The following is a 20,665-nucleotide window of genomic DNA, read 5'->3' as shown; positions in this document are numbered from 1 at the left end:
CGCGGGGGCGGGTGCTGCATCCTTTTTCCTGTCACTCGTCGACTATTCAAACAGAACCCTGGAGCCTGCCCACTGATCCGAGAGGTGCCCCATGAGTCTGCTGCTTGAACCCTATACCCTTCGTCAATTGACCCTGCTTAACCGCATCGCGGTGTCACCGATGTGCCAATACTCCAGCGTCGATGGACTGGCCAATGACTGGCATCTGGTCCATCTCGGCAGCCGCGCTATCGGCGGCGCTGGTCTGGTATTTACCGAAGCCACGGCGGTCACCGCTGATGGGCGCATTACCGCCCAGGACCTCGGTCTCTGGAGTGATCAACAGATCGAACCCTTGCAGCGTATTACGCGCTTCATCGCCGCCCAGGGCGCCGTTGCCGGCATTCAGTTGGCGCACGCCGGGCGCAAGGCCAGCACGCATCGGCCGTGGCTCGGCAAGCATGGCAGCATCAAGCCGGAAGACGGCGGCTGGACTCCGGTCGGTCCTTCGCCGATCGCTTTTGACCCCCAGCACACACCACCGAAGCAGCTCGATGAGGGCGAGATCGGTGAGATCATTCAGGCCTTCGTCGATTCGGCCAAACGGGCGCTGACCGCCGGTTTCAAAGTGGTCGAAGTGCACGCCGCCCACGGTTACCTGTTGCACCAATTTCTTTCGCCCCTGAGCAATCAGCGGCGCGATCAGTACGGCGGTTCGTTCGAGAACCGGATTCGGCTGGTGCTGCAAGTGACCGAAGCGGTGCGTGCGGTGTGGCCTGAAGAGTTACCGGTGTTTGTGCGGGTGTCGGCCACCGATTGGGTGGAAGATGGCTGGAACCCCGATGAAACCGTGGAGCTGGCGCGACGCCTCAAAGATCTGGGCGTGGACCTGATCGATGTCTCATCGGGCGGTACGGCGGTGAACGCCGAGATTCCTACAGGCCCGGGTTATCAGACCCGCTTCGCCGAGCGCGTACGCAAGGAGTCAGGCATTGCCACTGGCACTGTAGGAATGATCACCGAACCGGCCCAGGCCGAGCACATTCTGCGTACCTGTCAGGCCGATATCATCTTCCTCGCCCGGGAGTTGTTGCGTGATCCGTATTGGCCGTTGCATGCCGATGACGATCTGGGTGGGCACAAAGCTATCTGGCCGGCGCAATATCATCGGGCGACCCATCGTGACCAGCCAATTCATGAATCGGATTTGCGTGAGTGAGTACTGCTAAAAACCAAAAAGCCCCGGTCGTGTTGACCGGGGCTTTTTGATTTCTGGTTCGGGATGTTAGTCGGCGGTTCGGCCGTCTTCGCGAGCAAGCCCGCTCCCACAGTGGATCTTCATGGTGCACAGATTCCGTGTACGACAAAGTTCACATGTGGGAGCGGGCTTGCTCGCGAAGGGGCCATTCACACCCCGACTAACTCTCAGGTGTACTTACGCTTCTCCGGCGCTGGCGGGAAATACTGATACAACCAGGTTTCACTCAACGTCCGTTCATTGGTGCGAATGAACAACCGCAGCTCCACCGGGGCAACGCTGTCGTTGGTCGGGTACCAGTCGAAGGTAATGCGGTAGCCCTTGATGTCATCCAGCACCAACACGTTGAAGTCCTTCACTTGGCCATTCGAGCAGGTCACCACCGGCTCGATCCCCGCGCCTTCAGGCAAGCGGTCCAGACCGCCGCCGGTAAAGTCCACGGCAAAGCGTCGTGCCCAGACCTCTGGGTAATGCTCGCCCGGCGCCCAGCCTTCAATGAAACCACCCATGCCCGAACGGGTCGCATTGACCCGTGCCAGCGGCGTGCTCACCGGTGGCAGGGCGCTCCAATAGAGCTTGTAGCCGTAGTTGAGGGAATCCCCGGCCGCGACCGGTTTTTTCGGCGTCCAGAACGCAACAATGTTATCCAGGGTTTCGCCGGTTGTAGGAATTTCCAGCAAATCGATAGAGCCTTCACCCCACGCGGTTGTAGGTTCTACCCACAGACTCGGACGCTTGCTGTACCAGTCGACGGTGTCTTGATAATTGGCGAACTCGTGATCGGTCTGCACCAGGCCGAACCCTTTGGGGTCGGTGTCGGCAAAGGCATTGAATTGCAGGGTGGCCGGGTTGTTCAGCGGGCGGCAGATCCATTCGCCGTTGCCGCGCCACATCGCCAGGCGATCAGAATCGTGGATTTGCGGGTGAATGGTGTCGCACATGCGCCGTTCGTGAGTGCCGCAGCTGAACATGCTGGTCATCGGCGCGATGCCCAATTGCTCGATGGCGGTGCGTGCATTGACGTGAGCGTCGACTTCCATCACCACGCGCTCGGCCTGGCAATCGATGTCAAAACGGTAGGCGCCAGTGGCGCTCGGCGAATCGAGCAGGGCGTAAACCACGAAACGGGTGCTGTCTTTATCCGGAGTTTCGAACCAGAACTTGGTGAAGTCCGGGAATTCTTCACGCTTCTTGGCGTACGTATCGATCGCCAGGCCGCGGGCCGACAAACCGTACTGGCCGGTGGCATCCACCGCGCGGAAATAGCTGGCCCCCAGGAACGACAACACGTCGTGCTTATCCAGCTCTGGAGCTTTGAACAGCTTGAACCCGGCGAAACCCAGATCGCCTTTGAGCTGTTTAGTGTCAACGGTGGTTTTTTCGTAGTTGAACAGCGACGGGCGGAAATGCACCTCGCGCGCCAGTCGAGTCTTGGGATCGACGCTGTACATGCGCACCGGTTGCTTGAAACCCATGCCGACGTGGAAAAACTGCACGTCCAGCTGACCTTTCAGGTCCTTCCACAGCGAGTGATTGCCGTCGTAGCGGATCGCGTTGAAGTTTTGCGGTGTCATGGTCGCCAGCGTCGGCGGCAGTACCTGTTTGGTGTCCTGATAAGGCTTGCCGGCGAGCTGTTTGGCTTGGCGCTTCAGCGCTTCGAAGTCGAACGCCACGGCGTCGCCATCAGCCGCGCTGCTGCCAGCCCAGGCGCGTGCGGCCAATAGACCGGTGGCCGAAAGACCGGTGTAAGCCGCGATGGCCATGGAGGCTTTGAGCAAATTCCTGCGGTGCATAAGTACAACCTGTCGTGAACAATCCCGCGCCGTTCCTGGCACGTGCTGGATCAGAAATAACGGTTCGGACATGCCTTGGCCAAACGCAACGGACTTTAGAGCAGATGCCAATAAGCTTAAACCGTTCAGTTGTAGAGCAAAAATGATTGATGGCACAGCGACAGCGCCGCAATGAAACAAGACATTTCAGGTAACGTTTCTCACAGCACTTTCTGATTTATAGGGCATACCTGCTTTTTTCGACTAATTACTCTAAAAACCGCTTTTCAGCACCGATTTAATTTCTATTCTATGGGCATGACCGGTTTCGGCCCTTCAGGCCGGTGGGTTCAGCGCGCACAAGACAGCCGCTGAAAGTGATAGGGCGATGCGGTTTGCAGTTTTCTCTGACGTATAGAAGGACATCGTCCATGTCGAAAGTACAAGGCATCACCGAAATGTTAGGACTCTTTCCCTGGCTGACCACCGGTCGGCGAAGGCGTCGGCTGAGTGTGGAAGAGATGAAATTGGTGGAGCGGTATCGCGAACTGTCGGAGAGCGATCGGATTGCGATGCGGTATCTGGTGGATGCGATGAGGAGTGTTTCGCGGTTTTGATGTTAAAGGATTCGGCCGTGACCGTGTTGCGGTCGGATCCCTTGCCATCTGTGCGTCTGTTGGAAAAGATCGCAGCCTGCGGCAGCTCCTACGTCGATTGCATGCGCCGCAGATACCGCGGCAGGCGCAAATCCTGTAGGAGCTGCCGCAGGCTGCGATCTTTCCGCTTTTAATGCTTGAACATCACATGCCTCACAACGGTGTAATCCTCCAGCCCATACATCGACAGGTCTTTCCCGTAACCGGACAGTTTCTGACCGCCATGGGGCATTTCGCTGACCAGCATGAAGTGGGTGTTCACCCACGTGCAGCCGTACTGCAAACGGGCAGAGAGGCGATGGGCGCGGCCGACGTCCGTGGTCCAGACCGATGACGCCAGGCCATAGTCTGAATCGTTGGCCCAGGTAAGTGCCTGCGCTTCATCGGTGAACCTGGTGACCGACACTACGGGGCCGAACACTTCGCGGCGCACGATCTCGTCGTCCTGTTGCACATCGGCCAGCACCGTTGGCTCAAAGAAGAAGCCTATGCCTTCCACCGCTTTGCCACCCGTGATCAAACGGATGTGTGGTTGCGCCATCGCACGTTCAACCAAACCGATCACGCGGTCTCGATGTTGGGCGCTGATCAACGGGCCAAGCTCCGTCGATGGATCGTCCTGCACGCCGTACTTGATACTGCTGACCGCCGCACCGATTTTTTCGACGAACTGGTCATAGATGCCCGCTTGCGCGTAAATGCGGCAGGCAGCGGTGCAATCCTGACCGGCGTTGTAAAAGCCGAAAGTGCGAATACCTTCCACGGCGGCATCGATGTCGGCATCGTCGAAGATGATCACCGGCGCCTTGCCGCCCAGTTCCATGTGCAAGCGTTTGACGCTACCGGCAGTGCTGGAAATGATGTTCGAGCCGGTAGCAATGGAGCCGGTCAGCGACACCATGCGCACTTTCGGGTGATTGACCAATGCGGTACCGACCGCGGAACCACGGCCGTACACCAGATTAAGGACACCGGCCGGGAAGATGTCCAACGCCAGTTCTGCCAGGCGCAGGGCGGTCAGCGGGGTTTGCTCTGACGGCTTGAGCACCACGGTATTACCGGCGGCCAGGGCCGGGGCGATTTTCCAGGCGAGCATCATCAGCGGGTAGTTCCACGGCGCGATGGAGGCAATCACGCCCACCGGGTCGCGGCGGATCATCGAGGTGTGGCCGGGCAAATATTCACCCCCCAGCGCGCCGCTCATGCAACGACTGGCGCCAGCGAAGAAACGGAACACGTCGGCAATCGCCGGGATCTCATCGTTCAGCGCAGCGCTGTAAGGTTTGCCGCAGTTGTCCGACTCCAGTTTGGCCAATTCGTCGCCGTGGGTTTCGATGATGTCAGCGAGTTTGAGCAGCAGCAACGAACGATCTTTCGGAGTGGTTTGCGACCAGGCCTGGAAGGCGTTGTCGGCGGCCCGCACCGCCGCATCGATCTGGGCTTCGCTGGCTTCATTGACTTCTACCAGTACACGGCCGAGGGCCGGATTGAACACGGCTTGGGTAGGGCCGTCGCCGTTGACGAGTTGGCCGTTGATCAAGAGTTTGGTTTGCATGGCTATGTCCTCATCGAAGATGCTTATGTGTTCCTGCTGAACCGGCCCCCTGTGGGAGCGGGCTTGCCCGCGATGACTGACTGACATTCAACTGAAATGTCGACTGTAAGACCCCTATCGCGGGCAAGCCTCGCTCCCACAGAATCCGGTTTCCACCTTGGAAATGAGTTGTCCGTTATTTCCCGCCACTGCCCGCAACGCTTTCCCCGCCCCGGGTCAGGTAATAAGCGCCGAGGATCGGCAGCATGGTCACTATCATTACCAGCATTGCGACGACGTTGGTGACCGGTACATCCCGTGGGCGGCTGAGCTGGTTGAGCAGCCACAGCGGCAAGGTGCGTTCATGGCCGGCAGTGAAGGTGGTGACGATAATTTCGTCGAACGACAGCGCAAACGCCAGCATGCCACCGGCCAGCATCGCCGAGCCGAGGTTCGGCAGGACGATGTAGCGGAAGGTCTGCCAACCGTCGGCGCCGAGGTCCATCGAGGCCTCAATCAAACTGTATGAAGTGCGGCGCAAGCGGGCGATGACGTTGTTGTAGACGATCACCACGCAGAAGGTCGCGTGCCCGACGATGATGGTGAACATCCCCGGCTCGATTCCCAAGGTCTTGAAGGTCGCCAGCAGCGCGATCCCGGTGATGATCCCGGGCAGGGCAATCGGCAGGATCAGCATCAGCGAGATGCCTTGCTTGCCGAAGAAATCCCGCCTGTACAATGCCGCCGACGCAAGAGTCCCCAGGATCAGCGCAATCAATGTGGCGACGGCGGCGATTTGTAACGACAACTTGATCGCTTCCAGCACGTCGGGCCGGGAGAACGCCACGCCGATCCACTTCAGGGTAAAGCCCTTGGGCGGAAAGCTGAACGCCGCGTCTTCGGTGTTGAAGGCGTAGAGGAAGATGATCAGGATCGGGAAGTGCAAGAATACCAACCCGCCCCAGGCAGCGATGCGCAGGCCCAGGGATGCCCGGTCTTGAGATGAAGCATCAGAGCGCATCGAAAGCCCCCAGACGTTTGACGATGGACAGGTAAATGGCGATCAGCACGATCGGCACCAAGGTAAAGGCCGCCGCCATCGGCATATTGCCGATCGCTCCTTGCTGGGCGTAGACCATGCTGCCGATGAAGTAACCCGGCGGACCCACCAGTTGCGGCACGATGAAGTCGCCCAGGGTCAGGGAAAAGGTGAAGATCGAACCGGCGGCGATGCCCGGAATCGACAGCGGCAGAATCACTTGCATGAAGGTCTGACGCGGCTTGGCACCAAGGTCCGCCGAGGCTTGCAGCAAGGACGGCGGCAGGCGTTCCAGTGAGGCCTGGATCGGCAGGATCATGAACGGCAGCCAGATGTAGACGAACACCATGAACCGCCCCAGATGCGAGGTCGACAAGGTGCTGCCGCCGACGCCCGGAATCCCGAGCACGAACTGCAACACAGGCTCCAGCCCCAGGTGCTGAACGAACCACTGGGTCACGCCACCCTTGGCCAACAGCAAGGTCCAGGCGTAGGCCTTGACGATGTAACTGGCCCACATCGGCATCATCACCGCGATGTAGAAAAATGCCTTGGTCTTGCCGCTGGTGTAGCGCGCCATGTAGTAGGCGATCGGGAACGCCACGATTGCGCTGGCGATCGACACAACGACGGCCATGCTCAGGGTGCGCAGGATGATGTCGAAGTTCGACGGCTGGAACAGTGCGGTGAAATTCGCCAGGGTCAGCTCGGGCGTGACCGTCATGGTGAAGTCATCGAAGGTGTAGAAGCCTTGCCACAACAACGTCAACAGCGAACCAAGATAGATCGCGCCGAACCACAGCAACGGCGGCACCAGCAGCAGCGACAGATACAGGTTCGGCCGCCGGTACAGCACGTTCGAAAACCGGCGCAACGGCGAACTGCTGGCAGGGGGTTGAGGAGCGGCCACGCTGTTCATCTCATACCCCGCCCACAACATTGTCGTGCAGCGGAATCATCGCTTCGCGCGCCCAACGAGCGCTGATGCGTTGCCCGGTCTGATGTTGCGTGCTGACATCCAGCCACTGAACGTTGGCCTGGCTGATGTTCAACGTCTGGCCGTTTTCCAGTTTCAGTTCATAGCGGGTGGCGCTGCCCTGGTACTGGATGTCGTGCAGCAGGCCACTGACTTCGATTTCATGGCTGGCCAGCGGGCCTTCGGCGAAACGCACGTGTTCGGGGCGGATCGAAAACGGCTGTGGATTGCCGCTCAACTGCCGGGCCAGATCGCCGCGAATCACATTGGAAGTGCCAACGAATTCGGCGACAAAGGTCGTCGCCGGCTTCATGTAGAGATGGCGCGGTGTGTCGACCTGTTCGATGCGGCCCTTGTTGAACACCGCCACGCGGTCGGACATCGACAGCGCTTCGGTCTGATCGTGGGTAACGAAGATGAAGGTGATACCGAGCTGGCGTTGCAGCTTCTTCAGCTCACCTTGCATTTGCTCGCGCAGCTTCAGGTCGAGTGCGCCCAAGGGCTCGTCGAGCAGCAACACGCGAGGGCGATTGACCAACGCGCGGGCCAGGGCTACACGCTGGCGCTGGCCACCAGAGAGTTGCACCGGTTTGCGCTCGCCGTAGCCGCCGAGGGCGACCATGTCGAGAGCTTCTTCGGCGCGTTTCTGACGTTCGGACTTGCCGACACCTTTGACTTTCAAACCGTAGGCGACGTTGTCGAGCACGTTCATGTGCGGGAACAGCGCGTAGTCCTGGAACACGGTGTTCACGTCACGCTGATACGGTGGTAACCCTGCAGCTTCGGCGCCGTGAATACGAATGGAACCCGCGCTCGGTTGTTCGAAACCGGCGATCAGGCGCAGGCAGGTGGTTTTGCCCGAGCCGGAGGGGCCCAGCATGGAAAAAAACTCGCCGTCCTGAATGTCGATAGAAACCCGGTCAACGGCCTTCACCTCGCCGAACTGTCGGGAAACGTTGGTGAACTGGACTGCAAGCGTCATGGTGCGGTGCTCCGAGAAGGCACGCTTTGCGTTAAAAGATCGCAGCCTTCGGCAGCTCCTACGGGATTTGCAGAAGACGCCACATTTGCGATGCATGCCGTCGGCGTAGGAGCTGCCGAAGGCTGCGATCTTTTGATCTTGTTTTTGATCTCTCTGTTGACCTCAAGCGGGCTTAACGACCCCCCATGATCGCAATGTAATCCTGGGTCCAGCGGCTATAAGGTACGTACTTGCCACCTTCAGCCTGCGGAGTTTTCCAGAAGGCGATCTTGTCGAACTGGTCAAAACCGTTGGTCTTGCAACCCTCGGCGCCCAGCAGTTCACTGGCCTTGCACGCCGCCGGAACCGCCGGCAATGAGCCGAACCAGGCAGACACATCGCCCTGGACTTTCGGTGTGAGCGACCAGTCCATCCATTTGTAAGCGCAGTTCGGGTGTTTGGCCTCGGCATGCAGCATGGTGGTGTCGGCCCACCCGGTGGCGCCTTCTTTGGGGATGGTCGAGGCGACGGGCTGTTTCTCGTTCATCAAGCCGTTGACCTGATAGGGCCAGGAACTGGAGGCCACCACGCCTTCATTCTTGAAGTCACTCATCTGCACGGTGGTGTCGTGCCAATAGCGATGGATCAACTTTTGCTGGGCGCGCAGCAGGTCGAGAACGGCCTTGTACTGTTTTTCGTCGAGCAAGTAAGGATCCGTGATGCCCAGTTCCGGCTTGGCGGTTTTCAGGTACAGCGCCGCGTCGGCGATGTAGATCGGGCCGTCATACGCTTGCACGCGGCCCTTGTTGGTTTTGCCGTCGGGCAGCTTCTGCTCTTCGAACAGCACCCCCCAACTGCCAGGTGGCTGCGTGAACACCTTGGTGTTGTACATCAGCACGTTCGGTCCCCATTGATAGGGAGTGCCGTAAGTCTGGTTGTTGACCACATACCACGGCGCATCCTTGAGGCGTGGATCGAGATTTTTCCAGTTGGGAATCAATGCGGTATTGATCGGCTGCACACGTTTGCCGGCGATCAGGCGCAGGGAGGCGTCGCCGGACGCCGTCACCAGGTCGTAACCGCCCTTGGCCATCAGGCTGACCATTTCATCGGATGTGCCGGCCGTCTTGACGTTGACCTTACAGCCGGTTTCTTTCTCGAAACCGGTCACCCAGTCATAGGCCTTGTCGGTTTCGCCCCGTTCGATATAGCCAGGCCAGGCGACGATATCCAGCTGACCTTCGCCGGCACCCACCGCTTTCAGCGGTTCGGCGGCCTGCAGGCTGGCGCTGGCCAGAAGTGCTGTCGTGATTGCACTGAGCAGTGCGGTCTTGTGCACAAGCATGGTGAACCCTCTTCTTCAAATTATGGTCGGGGCAGTTCTGAACGGGGTGATGCGCCGTGAGTGGCCTGTTATTAGCTTAGTGCGCTTTGTGAGAGGCAGATTGAGGCCTGGCTGTCTTATGGATTTATCCAGCCTAGTGCGCGGTTCCACGGTCGACAAATCTCAAAGGCTGCATTCGATGAAATCGTTTCGCGAGGGAGGCTGCAGCCGGTTCGTCTAAATATGAGCAACATCTGGAAGCACTCTCATGGAAGGATGTCGGGCACTTTCGATCTAGGCTGAGGGCCTTAAAGATCCGGTTAACCCGAATTCGTGGAGGCAGCAAAATGAACACTCGTGGATTGCTCGATCAACTACTCAAATCCGGTCAGGATCTGTTGCAGAACAAGGCCGGCGGTACCCGGAACAAAGCGTCCAGCGGTGGTTTGGGCGATTTGCTGGGAGGCTCCAGTGGTTCGGGTGGCCTCGGCAGTGTGCTCTCCGGCGCCGGCGGCGGTGCTCTGGCGGCTGGTGCCATGGGCCTGTTGCTCGGCAACAAGAAGGTGCGCAAGGTAGGCGGCAAAGTGGCTATCTACGGCGGTCTCGCGGCATTGGGCGTGATTGCCTACAAGGCCTATGGCAACTGGCAGGCCCAGCAGGGCGCCGCAGCCACAACAGAGCCGCAAACGATCGACCGCTTGCCCGCGGCCCAGGTCGAGCAACACAGTCAGGCGATCCTCAAGGCACTGGTGGCCGCGGCCAAGGCTGACGGGCATGTCGATGAGCGTGAACGTGAATTGATCGAAGGCGAGTTCCGCAAACTCGACAACGATCAGGAACTGCAACACTGGCTGCACGCTGAACTCAACAAGCCGCTGGACCCGACCGACGTCGCCCGTGCAGCGAGTACGCCGGAAATGGCGGCTGAGATGTACATCGCCAGTGTGATGCTGGTGGATGAGGAGAACTTCATGGAGAAGTCCTATCTGGATGAACTGGCGCGGCAGTTGAAACTGGAACCAGGGTTGAAGGCCGAGTTGGAGAAACAGGTGCGGCAGGCTTCGGTGTAAGCGGCGCTTTTTAAAAAGATCGCAGCCTTCGGCAGCTCCTACGGGATCGCGTTTATCCGTTAGGGACGGGTGTACGCTGTCCGTGTAGGAGCTGCCGAAGGCTGCGATCTTTTTGCGTACTCATTGGCCGGGTTTGCGACTGCTGCGCAGCCGAACGGGGGCGAGTCCCCTCGCCACAAAGGTTCGTCAGGAGTACCGCGTTTTCGTTCTTCGCGATCAAGCCCGTTCCCACAGACCCTCGGCTATACTCCCCCGCAATTCGAACCGCACCGAGGACTGACTGTGAAGAACTGGACGTTGCGCCAACGCATTTTGGCGAGCTTTGCGGTGATTATCGCGATCATGCTGTTGATGGTTGTGGTGTCCTTTTCTCGGCTGATGAAGATCGACGCCAGTGCAGAAAAGGTCCGTACCGATGCGGTTCCCGGGGTGTATTTCAGTTCGATGATGCGCGGTGCCTGGGTCGACAGTTATAACCTGACCCAGCAAATTGTCGGTCTTTCCGGACGTCGCGAAATAACACCCGCCGACCACGCCATGTTCAAGAGCTTTGAAGAGCGCTTGAGCGAGCAGATGGTCAATTACCGCAAGACCATTTTCACTCCCCAGGATCAGGCCGCATTCGATGAATTCGAAGCGCGTCATCAGCTGTTCAATCAAGAGATGACCAACGTCCTCGACCTCTATCAGCGCAAAGAGTACGAGCCAGCGCGTCTTGCCCTGGAGCAAAAGCTCACGCCGGCCTGGGTCAATGGGCGCAAGCAGTTGAACACCCTTATCGAAATGAATCACGACCTGTCTGACAGAGCCACGCTGGCCATCGCCGAAGCGGTGACCGCCGCCAAAATCAGCATGGGCGTCTCTTTGCTGGTGGCGATCATCGTCGCGGGTTTGTGTGGCCTGCTGCTGATGCGCGCGATCATGGCCCCAATGAATCGCATCGTGGATATCCTCGAAGTCATGCGCAGCGGCGATCTCAGCAGCCGTTTGAATCTTGATCGCAAGGACGAGTTCGGTGCGGTGGAAACCGGCTTCAATGACATGATGACCGAGCTCACCTCGCTGGTGTCCCAGGCGCAGCGCTCCTCGGTGCAGGTCACCACGTCGGTCACGGAAATCGCCGCGACATCCAAGCAGCAGCAGGCCACGGCCACCGAAACCGCAGCGACCACCACCGAAATCGGCGCGACCTCGCGGGAAATTGCCGCCACCTCGCGGGATCTGGTGCGCACCATGACCGAAGTTTCCACCGCCGCCGATCAGGCTTCGGTGCTGGCCGGTTCCGGTCAACAAGGCCTGGCGCGCATGGAAGACACCATGCACTCGGTGATGGGCGCGGCCGATCTGGTCAATGCCAAACTGGCGATCCTCAATGAGAAGGCCGGCAACATCAATCAGGTGGTGGTGACCATCGTCAAAGTTGCCGACCAGACCAATCTGTTGTCCCTGAATGCCGCAATCGAAGCCGAGAAGGCCGGTGAATATGGTCGCGGGTTTGCCGTGGTCGCCACCGAAGTGCGGCGCCTGGCGGACCAGACCGCGGTGGCCACCTACGACATCGAGCAGATGGTGCGCGAGATTCAGTCGGCGGTGTCGGCCGGGGTCATGGGCATGGACAAGTTTTCCGAAGAAGTGCGCCGTGGCATGTCCGAGGTGCAGCAGGTGGGCGAGCAACTGTCGCAGATCATCCATCAGGTTCAGGCGCTGGCGCCAAGGGTGTTGATGGTCAACGAAGGCATGCAGGCCCAGGCCACCGGTGCCGAGCAGATCAACCATGCGTTGGTGCAGTTGGGCGATGCCAGCAGCCAGACCGTCGAGTCCTTGCGTCAGGCCAGTTTCGCCATTGATGAACTGAGCCAGGTGGCCGTAGGGCTGCGTGGCGGCGTCTCGCGATTCAAAGTCTGATGAGCGAGCTCGCGGTCAAGCGCGGCGCGGTGATGCCGGTGAAACAGTCGTTGTTTCTGGTGTTCCACATCGGCAACGAGCGTTACGCGTTGCAGGCCATCGAGGTGGCCGAAGTGCTGCCGCAGCTGCCGTTGAAACCGATTCCCCAGGCACCGGATTGGGTGGCGGGGGTGTTTGCCTGTCGCGGCGCGGTGGTGCCGGTGATCGACCTCAGCGCCCTGACGTTCGGCCAACCGGCCCAGGCCCGTACCAGCACGCGGCTGGTGCTGGTGCACTATCGCCCGGATGAGGCAACGCCTGGGCAATTGCTCGGGCTGATTCTGGAGCAGGCCACCGACACGTTGCGCTGCAACCCGGCGGACTTTCAGCCTTATGGCCTGGACAATCGCCAGGCGCCGTACCTGGGGCCGGTACGCGAAGATGCCCAGGGTTTATTGCAATGGGTGCGGGTTGCCGATTTGCTGGACGAACAGGTCCGCGCCTTGTTATTTCCCTCGCCGCCGCTGGATCTGGCGCAGTTTGAGGAGCAGGGATGAGCAGCGATCAACGGTTTTTCGATTTCCTCAAACAGCGTATCGGCCTCGATGTGGGCTCGGTCGGCCCGGCGATCATCGAACGTGCGGTGCGCCAGCGCATCACGGCGGCCCGGGCGCGGACGGCCGATGAGTATTGGCACACCTTGCTCGGCTCGCGCGACGAACAACAGGCGCTGATCGAAGCGGTGATCGTCCCCGAGACCTGGTTTTTCCGTTACCCGGAATCCTTTGCCACGCTGGCGAAACTGGCGGCCAAACGGCTGGCGGCGATCAATAACATGCGCGCCCTGCGGATTCTCAGCCTGCCGTGTTCCACCGGCGAAGAACCGTACTCCATCGCCATGGCATTGCTCGATGCCGGGCTGGCGCCGCACCAGTTCAAGGTCGACGGTATGGACGTCAGCCCGCTGTCGGTGGAGAAGGCCAGGCTCGCGCTGTACGGCAAGAATTCTTTTCGCGGCCAGGACATCGACTTCCGCGAGCGGCACTTCACCGCTGAAAACGACAACTATCGCCTCAGTGGGCGCGTGCTTGAACAAGTGCGTTTGCAGGTCGGCAATCTGCTGGATCCGGCCTTGCTGGCCAATGAGCCACCTTATGACTTCGTGTTCTGCCGCAATTTGCTGATCTATTTCGATCAGCCGACCCAGCAGCAAGTGTTCGAAGTGCTCAAGCGCCTGACCCACGTTGACGGCGTGCTGTTTATCGGCCCGGCGGAGGGCAGTCTGCTGGGGCGTTTCGGCATGCGCTCGATCGGCATCCCGCAGTCGTTCGCCTTCAGCCGTCAAAGTGCACCCGAACCGCTCGCGACCTTCGTGCCGACGCCGCTGCCGGTGCAACAACCGGTGCGCAGCGTGACACCGCCGCCAGTGCGCAGTCGGCCTTTCGCGACGGTGCTGCCGATGGCTCAGGTCGCCGCCACCCCTTCGAAAACCATCCCTTCGAAAGCCCCTTCGGACACCGCTACGCTGCTGGCAAACATCGCCGCGCTGGCCAACGAAGGCAAAAGTGCCGAGGCCCGCGCTGCGTGCGACAGTTTTTTGCGCAGTCACGAGCCGGTGGCCCAGGTGTTCTACTGGCTGGGTCTGCTCAGCGATATCGCCGGCAGCGCCCTCGAGGCCCAGGGTTTTTATCGCAAGGCGTTGTACCTGGAGCCGCAACACCCCGACGCGTTGATGCATCTGGCCGCTTTGCTGCAGTCCCAGGGCGATACGGCCGGTGCCAGACGATTACAGGCCCGCGCCGCCCGTAGCGAGCGCGCCGCTGACAGTGAGCGTAAACGATGAACGCCGCCGACACCTTGAGCGTCACCCATGAAGATGCCCAGGCCATCGACGATTGCTGGAACCGCATCGGTATCCACGGCGACAAGTCCTGCCCATTGCTGAGCGAGCACATTCATTGCCGCAATTGTGCGGTGTATTCGGCTGCCGCCACACGCTTGCTCGATCGCTATGCGTTGCAGCAGGACGACCGCGAGCAAGTCTCCACCGTGGCCGGGAGCGATGTGCAAACCCGCTCGCTGCTGATGTTTCGTCTCGGCGAAGAATGGTTGGGCCTGGCCACCCGCAGCCTGGTCGAAGTGGCGCCGCTGCAAGCGATTCATTCCTTGCCCCACCAACGCTCCGGGGCGTTGCTCGGCGTGGCGAACGTGCGCGGTGCCTTGGTGGCGTGCCTGTCGCTGGTGGAATTGCTGGGGCTTGATGCCACCAGTGGCGTGGCATCCGGCGCGCGGGTGATGCCGCGGATGCTGATCATCGCCGCCCACGGCGGACCGGTGGTGGTGCCGGTGGATGAGGTGGACGGGATTCACGCCATCGACGAGCACATTCTCGATGCGGCGTCCCGGTCCGGCACCCAGGCCAGCGCCAGATATACCCGTGGCGTCTTGCAATTCAAAGGTCGCAGCCTGCGTTGGCTGGATGAAGAGCAGCTGCTGTCCGCCGTGACCCGGAGCCTCACATGACCCCCGAGCAAATGCGTGACGCCTCTTTGCTGGAACTGTTCAGTCTCGAAGCCGAGGCCCAGACCCTGGTGCTGAGCGCAGGTCTTTTGGCGCTTGAGCGCGATCCGACCCAGGCCGATTATCTTGAGTCGTGCATGCGCGCCGCCCATTCGCTCAAGGGCGCGGCGCGGATTGTCGGGGTCGATGCCGGGGTCCGTGTCGCCCATGTGATGGAAGATTATCTGGTCAGCGCCCAGGAAGGCCGCCTGTACCTGCGGCCCGAACACATTGATGCACTGTTGCAAGGCACCGATCTGCTGATGCGGATTGCGACGCCAGGCAATGCTCCGGCGCCTGCGGATATCGACGCTTACGTCATCTTGATGGGACGGCTGCTTGATCACATGGCGGCCACTGCGCCCATCGCGCCACCGATGGCAGAGCTTCAGATGGAACCGCCGACGCCCAAGGTTGAGCCGCCCATGTCGGCCACCGCCGACGCCTCCCCGGCAGCGCCCGCCGAGCCAGCGCCTACGATTAAACGCACCGCCGAAAGTAGCGAGCGCGTATTGCGCGTCACGGCCGAGCGCTTGAACAGCCTGCTCGACCTGTCGAGTAAATCCCTGGTGGAAACCCAGCGGCTCAAGCCGCACCTGGCCACCATGCAACGCCTCAAACGCATGCAGAGCAACGGCCTGCGGGCGCTGGAAAACCTCAACGTCCATCTCAAGGACCATGCCTTGAGTCTCGAAGCCCAGGAAGCCTTGGGCGATGCCCGCCGGTTGTTGGCCGAGTCTCAGCAATTGCTGGTGGAAAAAAACGCTGAGCTGGACGAATTCGCCTGGCACGCCAGCCAGCGTGCGCAGGTGTTGTACGACACGGCGCTGGCCTGTCGCATGCGGCCATTCGCCGATGTGCTGAGCGGGCAAGTGCGCATGGTCCGCGACCTCGGCCGCAGCCTGGGCAAACAGGTACGACTGGAGATCGAGGGCGATAAGACCCAGGTCGACCGCGACGTACTGGAAAAACTCGAAGCGCCGCTGACGCACCTGTTGCGCAATGCGGTCGATCACGGCATCGAAACCCGGGAACAACGGCTATTGGCCGGCAAACCGGAAGAAGGCGTGATCCGTTTGCGAGCGTCCCATCAGGCCGGTTTGCTGGTATTGGAGCTGAGCGATGATGGCAACGGCGTCGACCTGGAAAAGCTTCGGCGCAACATCGTCGAGCGGCAGTTATCCCCAGCCGGCACCGCCGCTCAATTGAGCGAAGAGGAGCTGCTGACGTTCCTGTTTCTGCCGGGTTTCAGCCTGCGCGACTCCGTCACTGAAGTCTCCGGGCGCGGCGTGGGGCTGGATGCGGTTCAGCACATGGTTCGCCAGTTGCGCGGTGCCGTGGTGCTGGAGCAGACGGCAGGCGTGGGCAGTCGTTTCCATCTGGAAGTGCCGCTGACGCTGTCGGTGGTGCGCAGCCTGGTGGTGGAAGTCGGTGACGAGGCGTATGCCTTCCCGTTGGCGCACATCGAGCGCATGTGCGACCTGGCGCCGGAAGATATCGTGCAGGTCGAAGGCCGGCAGCACTTCTGGTACGAAGGCCGGCATGTCGGGCTGGTTGCCGCCAGTCAGCTGTTGCATCGTCCGGCGAGCCAGAATAACGCGCAAACCCTCAAAGTCGTGGTCATCCGCGAGCGCGAGGCGATCTACGGGGTGGCAGTCGAGCGCTTCATCGGCGAGCGAACGCTGGTGGTACTGCCGCTGGATGAGCGCTTGGGCAAGGTGCAGGACATCTCCGCCGGGGCGTTGCTCGACGACGGCTCGGTGGTGCTGATCGTCGACGTCGAAGACATGCTGCGTTCGGTGGACAAACTGCTCAATACCGGGCGTCTGGAGCGCATTGCCCGGCATGCCAATCAGGCCGTCGAAGCGGCGCGTAAACGGATTCTGGTGGTGGACGACTCGCTGACGGTTCGTGAGTTGCAGCGCAAATTGCTGCTCAATCGCGGCTATGACGTCGCGGTGGCGGTGGACGGCATGGATGGCTGGAACGCCCTGCGTTCAGAGGACTTCGATCTGTTGATCACCGACATCGACATGCCGCGCATGGACGGCATCGAGCTAGTGTCTTTGGTGCGCCGCGACAACCGTCTGCAATCCCTGCCGGTGATGGTGGTGTCCTACAAGGATCGCGAAGAAGACCGTCGCCGTGGACTGGACGCCGGAGCCGACTATTATCTGGCCAAGGCCAGTTTTCATGATGACGCGTTGCTGGATGCAGTGGTTGAACTTATTGGAGGCGCGCGGGCATGAAAATCGCCATCGTTAACGACATGCCCATGGCGGTGGAGGCCTTGCGCCGCGCTTTGGCGTTCGAACCGGCGCACGAAGTGGTCTGGGTCGCCGGCAATGGGGCCGAGGCGGTGCAACGTTGCACTGAATACACCCCGGATCTGATCCTGATGGATTTGATCATGCCGTTGATGGACGGTGTGGAAGCGACCCGGCGAATCATGGCCGAGACCCCATGCGCGATAGTCATTGTCACTGTCGACCGCGAGCAGAACGTGCACCGGGTGTTCGAAGCCATGGGCTACGGTGCGCTGGATGTGGTCGATACACCGGCTATCGGCGGGGGCAATCCTCAGGACGCTGCCGCGCCGTTGCTGCGCAAGATCATGAACATTGGCTGGCTGATCGGCGAGCAGAGCAATCGGGTACGATCGGCACCGAGTTCGCACCGCCACTCGTCTTCGCGCCAGCATTTGGTGGCGATCGGTTCATCCGCTGGAGGCCCGGCCGCGCTGGAGGTGCTGCTCAAGGGCCTGCCTCGAGATTTTTCGGCGGCCATCGTGCTGGTCCAGCATGTGGATCAGGTATTTGCCGCCGGCATGGCCGAATGGCTTGCCAGCGCCAGCGGCCTGGACGTGCGCCTGGCCCTGGAAGGCGAACGGCCGCAAAGCGGCGTGGTCCTGCTGGCCGGTACCAACCATCACATTCGATTGTTGAAAAACGGCACGCTTGCCTACACCGCCGAACCGGTCAACGAGATCTATCGGCCGTCGATCGATGTGTTTTTCGAGAGTGTGGCCAGTTACTGGAGTGGTGACGCCGTGGGCGTTTTGCTCACCGGTATGGGGCGCGACGGCGCGCAAGGACTTAAACTCATGCGCCAGCAGGGCTACCTGACCATCGCTCAGGACCAACAGAGCAGTGCGGTGTATGGCATGCCGAAGGCGGCCGCGGCCATTAACGCGGCTGTGGAAGTTCGCCCACTGGACAAGATAGCGCCAAGATTGCTGGAAATTTTCTCAAAATGACTATCATTAGCAGCAATCGTGGCCAAAGCAGTACTCAGGTGACCGCACATGAATGATTTACAGCTCGACGACTTCAAGACCGACGAAAACGCCGCCATGGTGTTGTTGGTGGACGATCAGGCGATGATCGGCGAGGCAGTGCGGCGTGGTTTGTCGAACGAAGAAAACATCGACTTCCATTTCTGTGCCGACCCGCACCAGGCCATCGCCCAGGCGATCCGCATCAAGCCGACCGTAATCCTTCAGGACCTGGTCATGCCTGGCCTCGATGGCCTGAGCCTGGTGCGCGAATACCGCAATCACCCGGCGACCAAGGACATTCCGATCATTGTCCTGTCGACCAAGGAAGATCCACTGATCAAGAGTGCAGCATTTGCCGCCGGCGCCAATGATTACCTGGTCAAACTGCCGGACAACATCGAGCTGGTGGCACGCATCCGCTATCACTCGCGCTCCTACATGACCCTGCTGCAACGTGATGCGGCGTACCGCGCGCTGCGGGTCAGCCAGCAGCAATTGCTCGATACCAACCTGGTGCTGCAACGCCTGATGAACTCCGACGGCCTGACCGGGCTGTCGAACCGTCGGCATTTCGACGAATACCTGGAGCTGGAGTGGCGGCGTTCGCTGCGGGACCAGACTCAATTGTCGCTACTGATGATCGACGTTGACTACTTCAAGTCCTACAACGACAGCTTCGGCCACCTCGAAGGCGATGAGGCCTTGCGCAAAGTGGCTACGGCGATTCGCGACGCCAGCTCCAGACCTTCGGACTTGCCGGCCCGTTACGGCGGCGAAGAGTTCGTGCTGGTCCTGCCCAACACCTCGCCGGGCGGTGCGCGAATGGTGGCGGAAAAACTGCGCCAGACCGTGGCCGGGTTGAGGATCCCGCACATTTTTCCCAGCGAAGGTTCAAGCCTGACCATCAGCATCGGCCTGTCGACCATGATTCCGCAGCCGGGCAGCGATTGCCGCCAATTGATCTCGGCGGCAGACAAGGGGCTGTACCTGGCGAAGAACAATGGGCGCAATCAGGTGGGGATCGAGTAAAGCGTTGAATACGACGCCCCGTAGGAGCTGCCGCAGGCTGCGATCTTTTGATGTTGCTTTAAAGGCGAAGATCAAAAGATCGCAGCCTTCGGCAGCTCCTACAGTTCGTAGCGCAATGTCTACATGTTTCAGCCCCAAACCATTCGCCGCTAAAGCCGCCGGGCGGGCTGCCGTGGCAGCTTGATTACGTTATACTCGCCGGCTTTCAAAAGTTCGCCAACGAGTGCTGCCCGCCATGGAAATCAACCCGATCCTTAACAGTATCAAGGACCTGTCCGAGCGCTCCGAAACTATTCGGGGGTATCTTTGACTACGATCAAAAGCATGAGCGTCTGACTGAAGTCAATCGCGAGCTTGAAGATCCGAGTGTCTGGAACAACCCGTCGTACGCTCAGGAGCTGGGCCGCGAGCGGTCGCTGCTGGCTCAGATCGTCGAAACCCTCGACGAAATGCACAGTGGTCTGGCCGATGCCAAAGACCTGCTGCTGATGTCCGCCGAAGAAGAAGACCAGGCCGCCGTCGATGACGTCGCTGCCGAAGTCGAACGCCTGCGCGAATCCCTGGAAAAACTCGAATTCCGTCGCATGTTCAGCGGTGAGATGGACGCCAACAACGCCTATCTGGACATCCAGGCCGGCTCCGGCGGTACCGAGGCTCAGGACTGGGCCAACATCCTGCTGCGCATGTACCTGCGCTGGGCGGATAAACGCGGTTTCGACGCCACCATCATGGAACTGTCGGCCGGTGAAGTCGCCGGTATCAAAGGCGCTACCGTGCACATCAAGGGCGAATACGCCTTTGGCTGGCTGCGTACCGAAATCGGCGTGCACCGTCTGGTTCGCAAGAGCCCGTTCGACTCCGGCAACCGTCGTCATACCTCGTTCTCGGCCGTGTTCGTGTCGCCGGAAATCGATGACAACATCGAAATCGACATCAACCCGTCGGACCTGCGTATCGACACCTACCGCTCCTCCGGTGCCGGTGGTCAGCACGTTAACACCACCGACTCGGCCGTACGGATTACCCACGTACCGACCAACACTGTGGTCAGCTGCCAGAACGAACGTTCCCAGCATGCGAACAAAGACACCGCGATGAAAATGTTGCGGGCGCGCTTGTACGAGCAGGAAGTGCAGAAGCGCAACGCCGCTTCCCAGGCCCTGGAAGACACCAAGTCGGATATCGGCTGGGGTCATCAGATCCGTTCGTACGTGCTCGATGCCTCGCGGATCAAGGATCTACGTACCAACATCGAACGCAGCGATTGCGACAAGGTGCTCGACGGCGACATCGATGAGTACCTGGTGGCCAGCTTGAAACAAGGCTTGTAAGACATGCATGCAGTGA

Annotated in this window: 17 protein-coding genes; 11 read left to right on the top strand and 6 right to left on the bottom strand. The window is 60.2% G+C overall.

Going from position 1 to position 20,665, the window contains the following annotated elements; genetic code table 11:
• The first annotated feature begins 91 nt into the window (after nt 1-91).
• Nucleotides 92-1,198 (top strand): NADH:flavin oxidoreductase/NADH oxidase, encoded by a 1,107-nt coding sequence (locus ABH909_RS27040; protein WP_429439002.1) that lies wholly within the window; start codon nt 92-94, stop codon nt 1,196-1,198.
• Nucleotides 1,199-1,404: 206 nt separating this feature from the next.
• On the opposite strand, the gene ABH909_RS27035 is transcribed toward ABH909_RS27040, so the two are convergent.
• Nucleotides 1,405-3,030 (bottom strand): glucan biosynthesis protein D, encoded by a 1,626-nt coding sequence (locus ABH909_RS27035; RefSeq protein WP_429438999.1) that lies wholly within the window; start codon nt 3,028-3,030, stop codon nt 1,405-1,407.
• Between the two features lie 410 nt (nt 3,031-3,440).
• Here ABH909_RS27035 and ABH909_RS27030 point away from each other — a divergent pair, with 410 nt between their 5' ends.
• Nucleotides 3,441-3,626: a hypothetical protein gene (locus ABH909_RS27030; RefSeq protein WP_429438996.1), complete on the top strand. Its 186-nt coding sequence runs from the start codon at nt 3,441-3,443 to the stop codon at nt 3,624-3,626.
• Nucleotides 3,627-3,795: 169 nt separating this feature from the next.
• Here the strand turns inward: ABH909_RS27030 and ABH909_RS27025 are convergent, their stop codons facing one another.
• From ABH909_RS27025 to ydcS, 5 genes are all read right to left on the bottom strand, one after another.
• Nucleotides 3,796-5,220 (bottom strand): gamma-aminobutyraldehyde dehydrogenase, encoded by a 1,425-nt coding sequence (locus ABH909_RS27025; protein ID WP_429438994.1) that lies wholly within the window; start codon nt 5,218-5,220, stop codon nt 3,796-3,798.
• A 175-nt stretch (nt 5,221-5,395) separates the two neighbouring features.
• Entirely contained in the window at nt 5,396-6,220 is an 825-nt protein-coding gene (locus ABH909_RS27020) for an ABC transporter permease (RefSeq protein ID WP_429438991.1), read from the bottom strand.
• Nucleotides 6,210-7,157, bottom strand: coding sequence for an ABC transporter permease (locus ABH909_RS27015; protein WP_429438988.1), 948 nt, complete (start codon nt 7,155-7,157; stop codon nt 6,210-6,212). Before ABH909_RS27015 ends, ABH909_RS27020 begins: the two co-directional genes overlap by 11 nt.
• A gap of 1 nt (nt 7,158) precedes the next feature.
• Nucleotides 7,159-8,196, bottom strand: coding sequence for an ABC transporter ATP-binding protein (locus ABH909_RS27010; RefSeq protein WP_429438986.1), 1,038 nt, complete (start codon nt 8,194-8,196; stop codon nt 7,159-7,161).
• A 172-nt stretch (nt 8,197-8,368) separates the two neighbouring features.
• Nucleotides 8,369-9,520 carry a putative ABC transporter substrate-binding protein YdcS gene (gene ydcS / locus ABH909_RS27005; protein WP_429438983.1) on the bottom strand — a complete coding sequence of 384 codons (1,152 nt, stop codon included), beginning with the start codon at nt 9,518-9,520 and terminating at the stop codon, nt 8,369-8,371.
• Between the two features lie 326 nt (nt 9,521-9,846).
• Between ydcS and ABH909_RS27000 the strand changes: the two genes are divergently transcribed.
• The 9 genes from ABH909_RS27000 (at nt 9,847) to prfB (ending at nt 20,649) form a co-directional block, all read left to right on the top strand.
• Nucleotides 9,847-10,569: a tellurite resistance TerB family protein gene (locus ABH909_RS27000; protein ID WP_429438981.1), complete on the top strand. Its 723-nt coding sequence runs from the start codon at nt 9,847-9,849 to the stop codon at nt 10,567-10,569.
• Between the two features lie 282 nt (nt 10,570-10,851).
• The gene (locus tag ABH909_RS26995) at nt 10,852-12,474 is read left to right on the top strand and encodes a methyl-accepting chemotaxis protein (protein WP_429438978.1); all 1,623 of its coding nucleotides are present in this window, start codon (nt 10,852-10,854) and stop codon (nt 12,472-12,474) included.
• Nucleotides 12,474-13,010: a chemotaxis protein CheW gene (locus ABH909_RS26990; RefSeq protein WP_429438976.1), complete on the top strand. Its 537-nt coding sequence runs from the start codon at nt 12,474-12,476 to the stop codon at nt 13,008-13,010. Before ABH909_RS26995 ends, ABH909_RS26990 begins: the two co-directional genes overlap by 1 nt.
• Nucleotides 13,007-14,296, top strand: coding sequence for a CheR family methyltransferase (locus ABH909_RS26985; RefSeq protein WP_429438973.1), 1,290 nt, complete (start codon nt 13,007-13,009; stop codon nt 14,294-14,296). The genes ABH909_RS26990 and ABH909_RS26985 overlap by 4 nt, the downstream gene beginning before the upstream one ends.
• The gene (locus tag ABH909_RS26980; protein ID WP_429438970.1) at nt 14,293-14,976 is read left to right on the top strand and encodes a chemotaxis protein CheW; all 684 of its coding nucleotides are present in this window, start codon (nt 14,293-14,295) and stop codon (nt 14,974-14,976) included. Before ABH909_RS26985 ends, ABH909_RS26980 begins: the two co-directional genes overlap by 4 nt.
• Entirely contained in the window at nt 14,973-17,261 is a 2,289-nt protein-coding gene (locus tag ABH909_RS26975) for a hybrid sensor histidine kinase/response regulator (RefSeq protein WP_429438968.1), read from the top strand. Before ABH909_RS26980 ends, ABH909_RS26975 begins: the two co-directional genes overlap by 4 nt.
• Nucleotides 17,258-18,268 carry a chemotaxis response regulator protein-glutamate methylesterase gene (locus ABH909_RS26970; RefSeq protein ID WP_429438966.1) on the top strand — a complete coding sequence of 337 codons (1,011 nt, stop codon included), beginning with the start codon at nt 17,258-17,260 and terminating at the stop codon, nt 18,266-18,268. Before ABH909_RS26975 ends, ABH909_RS26970 begins: the two co-directional genes overlap by 4 nt.
• 48 nt (nt 18,269-18,316) lie before the next feature.
• Nucleotides 18,317-19,318, top strand: coding sequence for a diguanylate cyclase domain-containing protein (locus tag ABH909_RS26965; RefSeq protein WP_429438963.1), 1,002 nt, complete (start codon nt 18,317-18,319; stop codon nt 19,316-19,318).
• A gap of 235 nt (nt 19,319-19,553) precedes the next feature.
• Nucleotides 19,554-20,649, top strand: a protein-coding gene (prfB, locus tag ABH909_RS26960; protein WP_095920368.1) for a peptide chain release factor 2 whose coding sequence is annotated in 2 segments (ribosomal slippage) — nt 19,554-19,625 and nt 19,627-20,649 — 1,095 coding nt in all. Because the reading frame shifts where the segments join, the coding sequence is not laid out codon by codon here.
• Nucleotides 20,650-20,665 lie beyond the last annotated feature (16 nt).

The organism is Pseudomonas sp. BS3782 TE3695 (assembly GCF_050435305.1).
GTDB lineage: Bacteria > Pseudomonadota > Gammaproteobacteria > Pseudomonadales > Pseudomonadaceae > Aquipseudomonas.
Note: the sequence above shows the minus strand (reverse complement) of the source record. Positions and strands in the feature narration are given on the sequence as shown.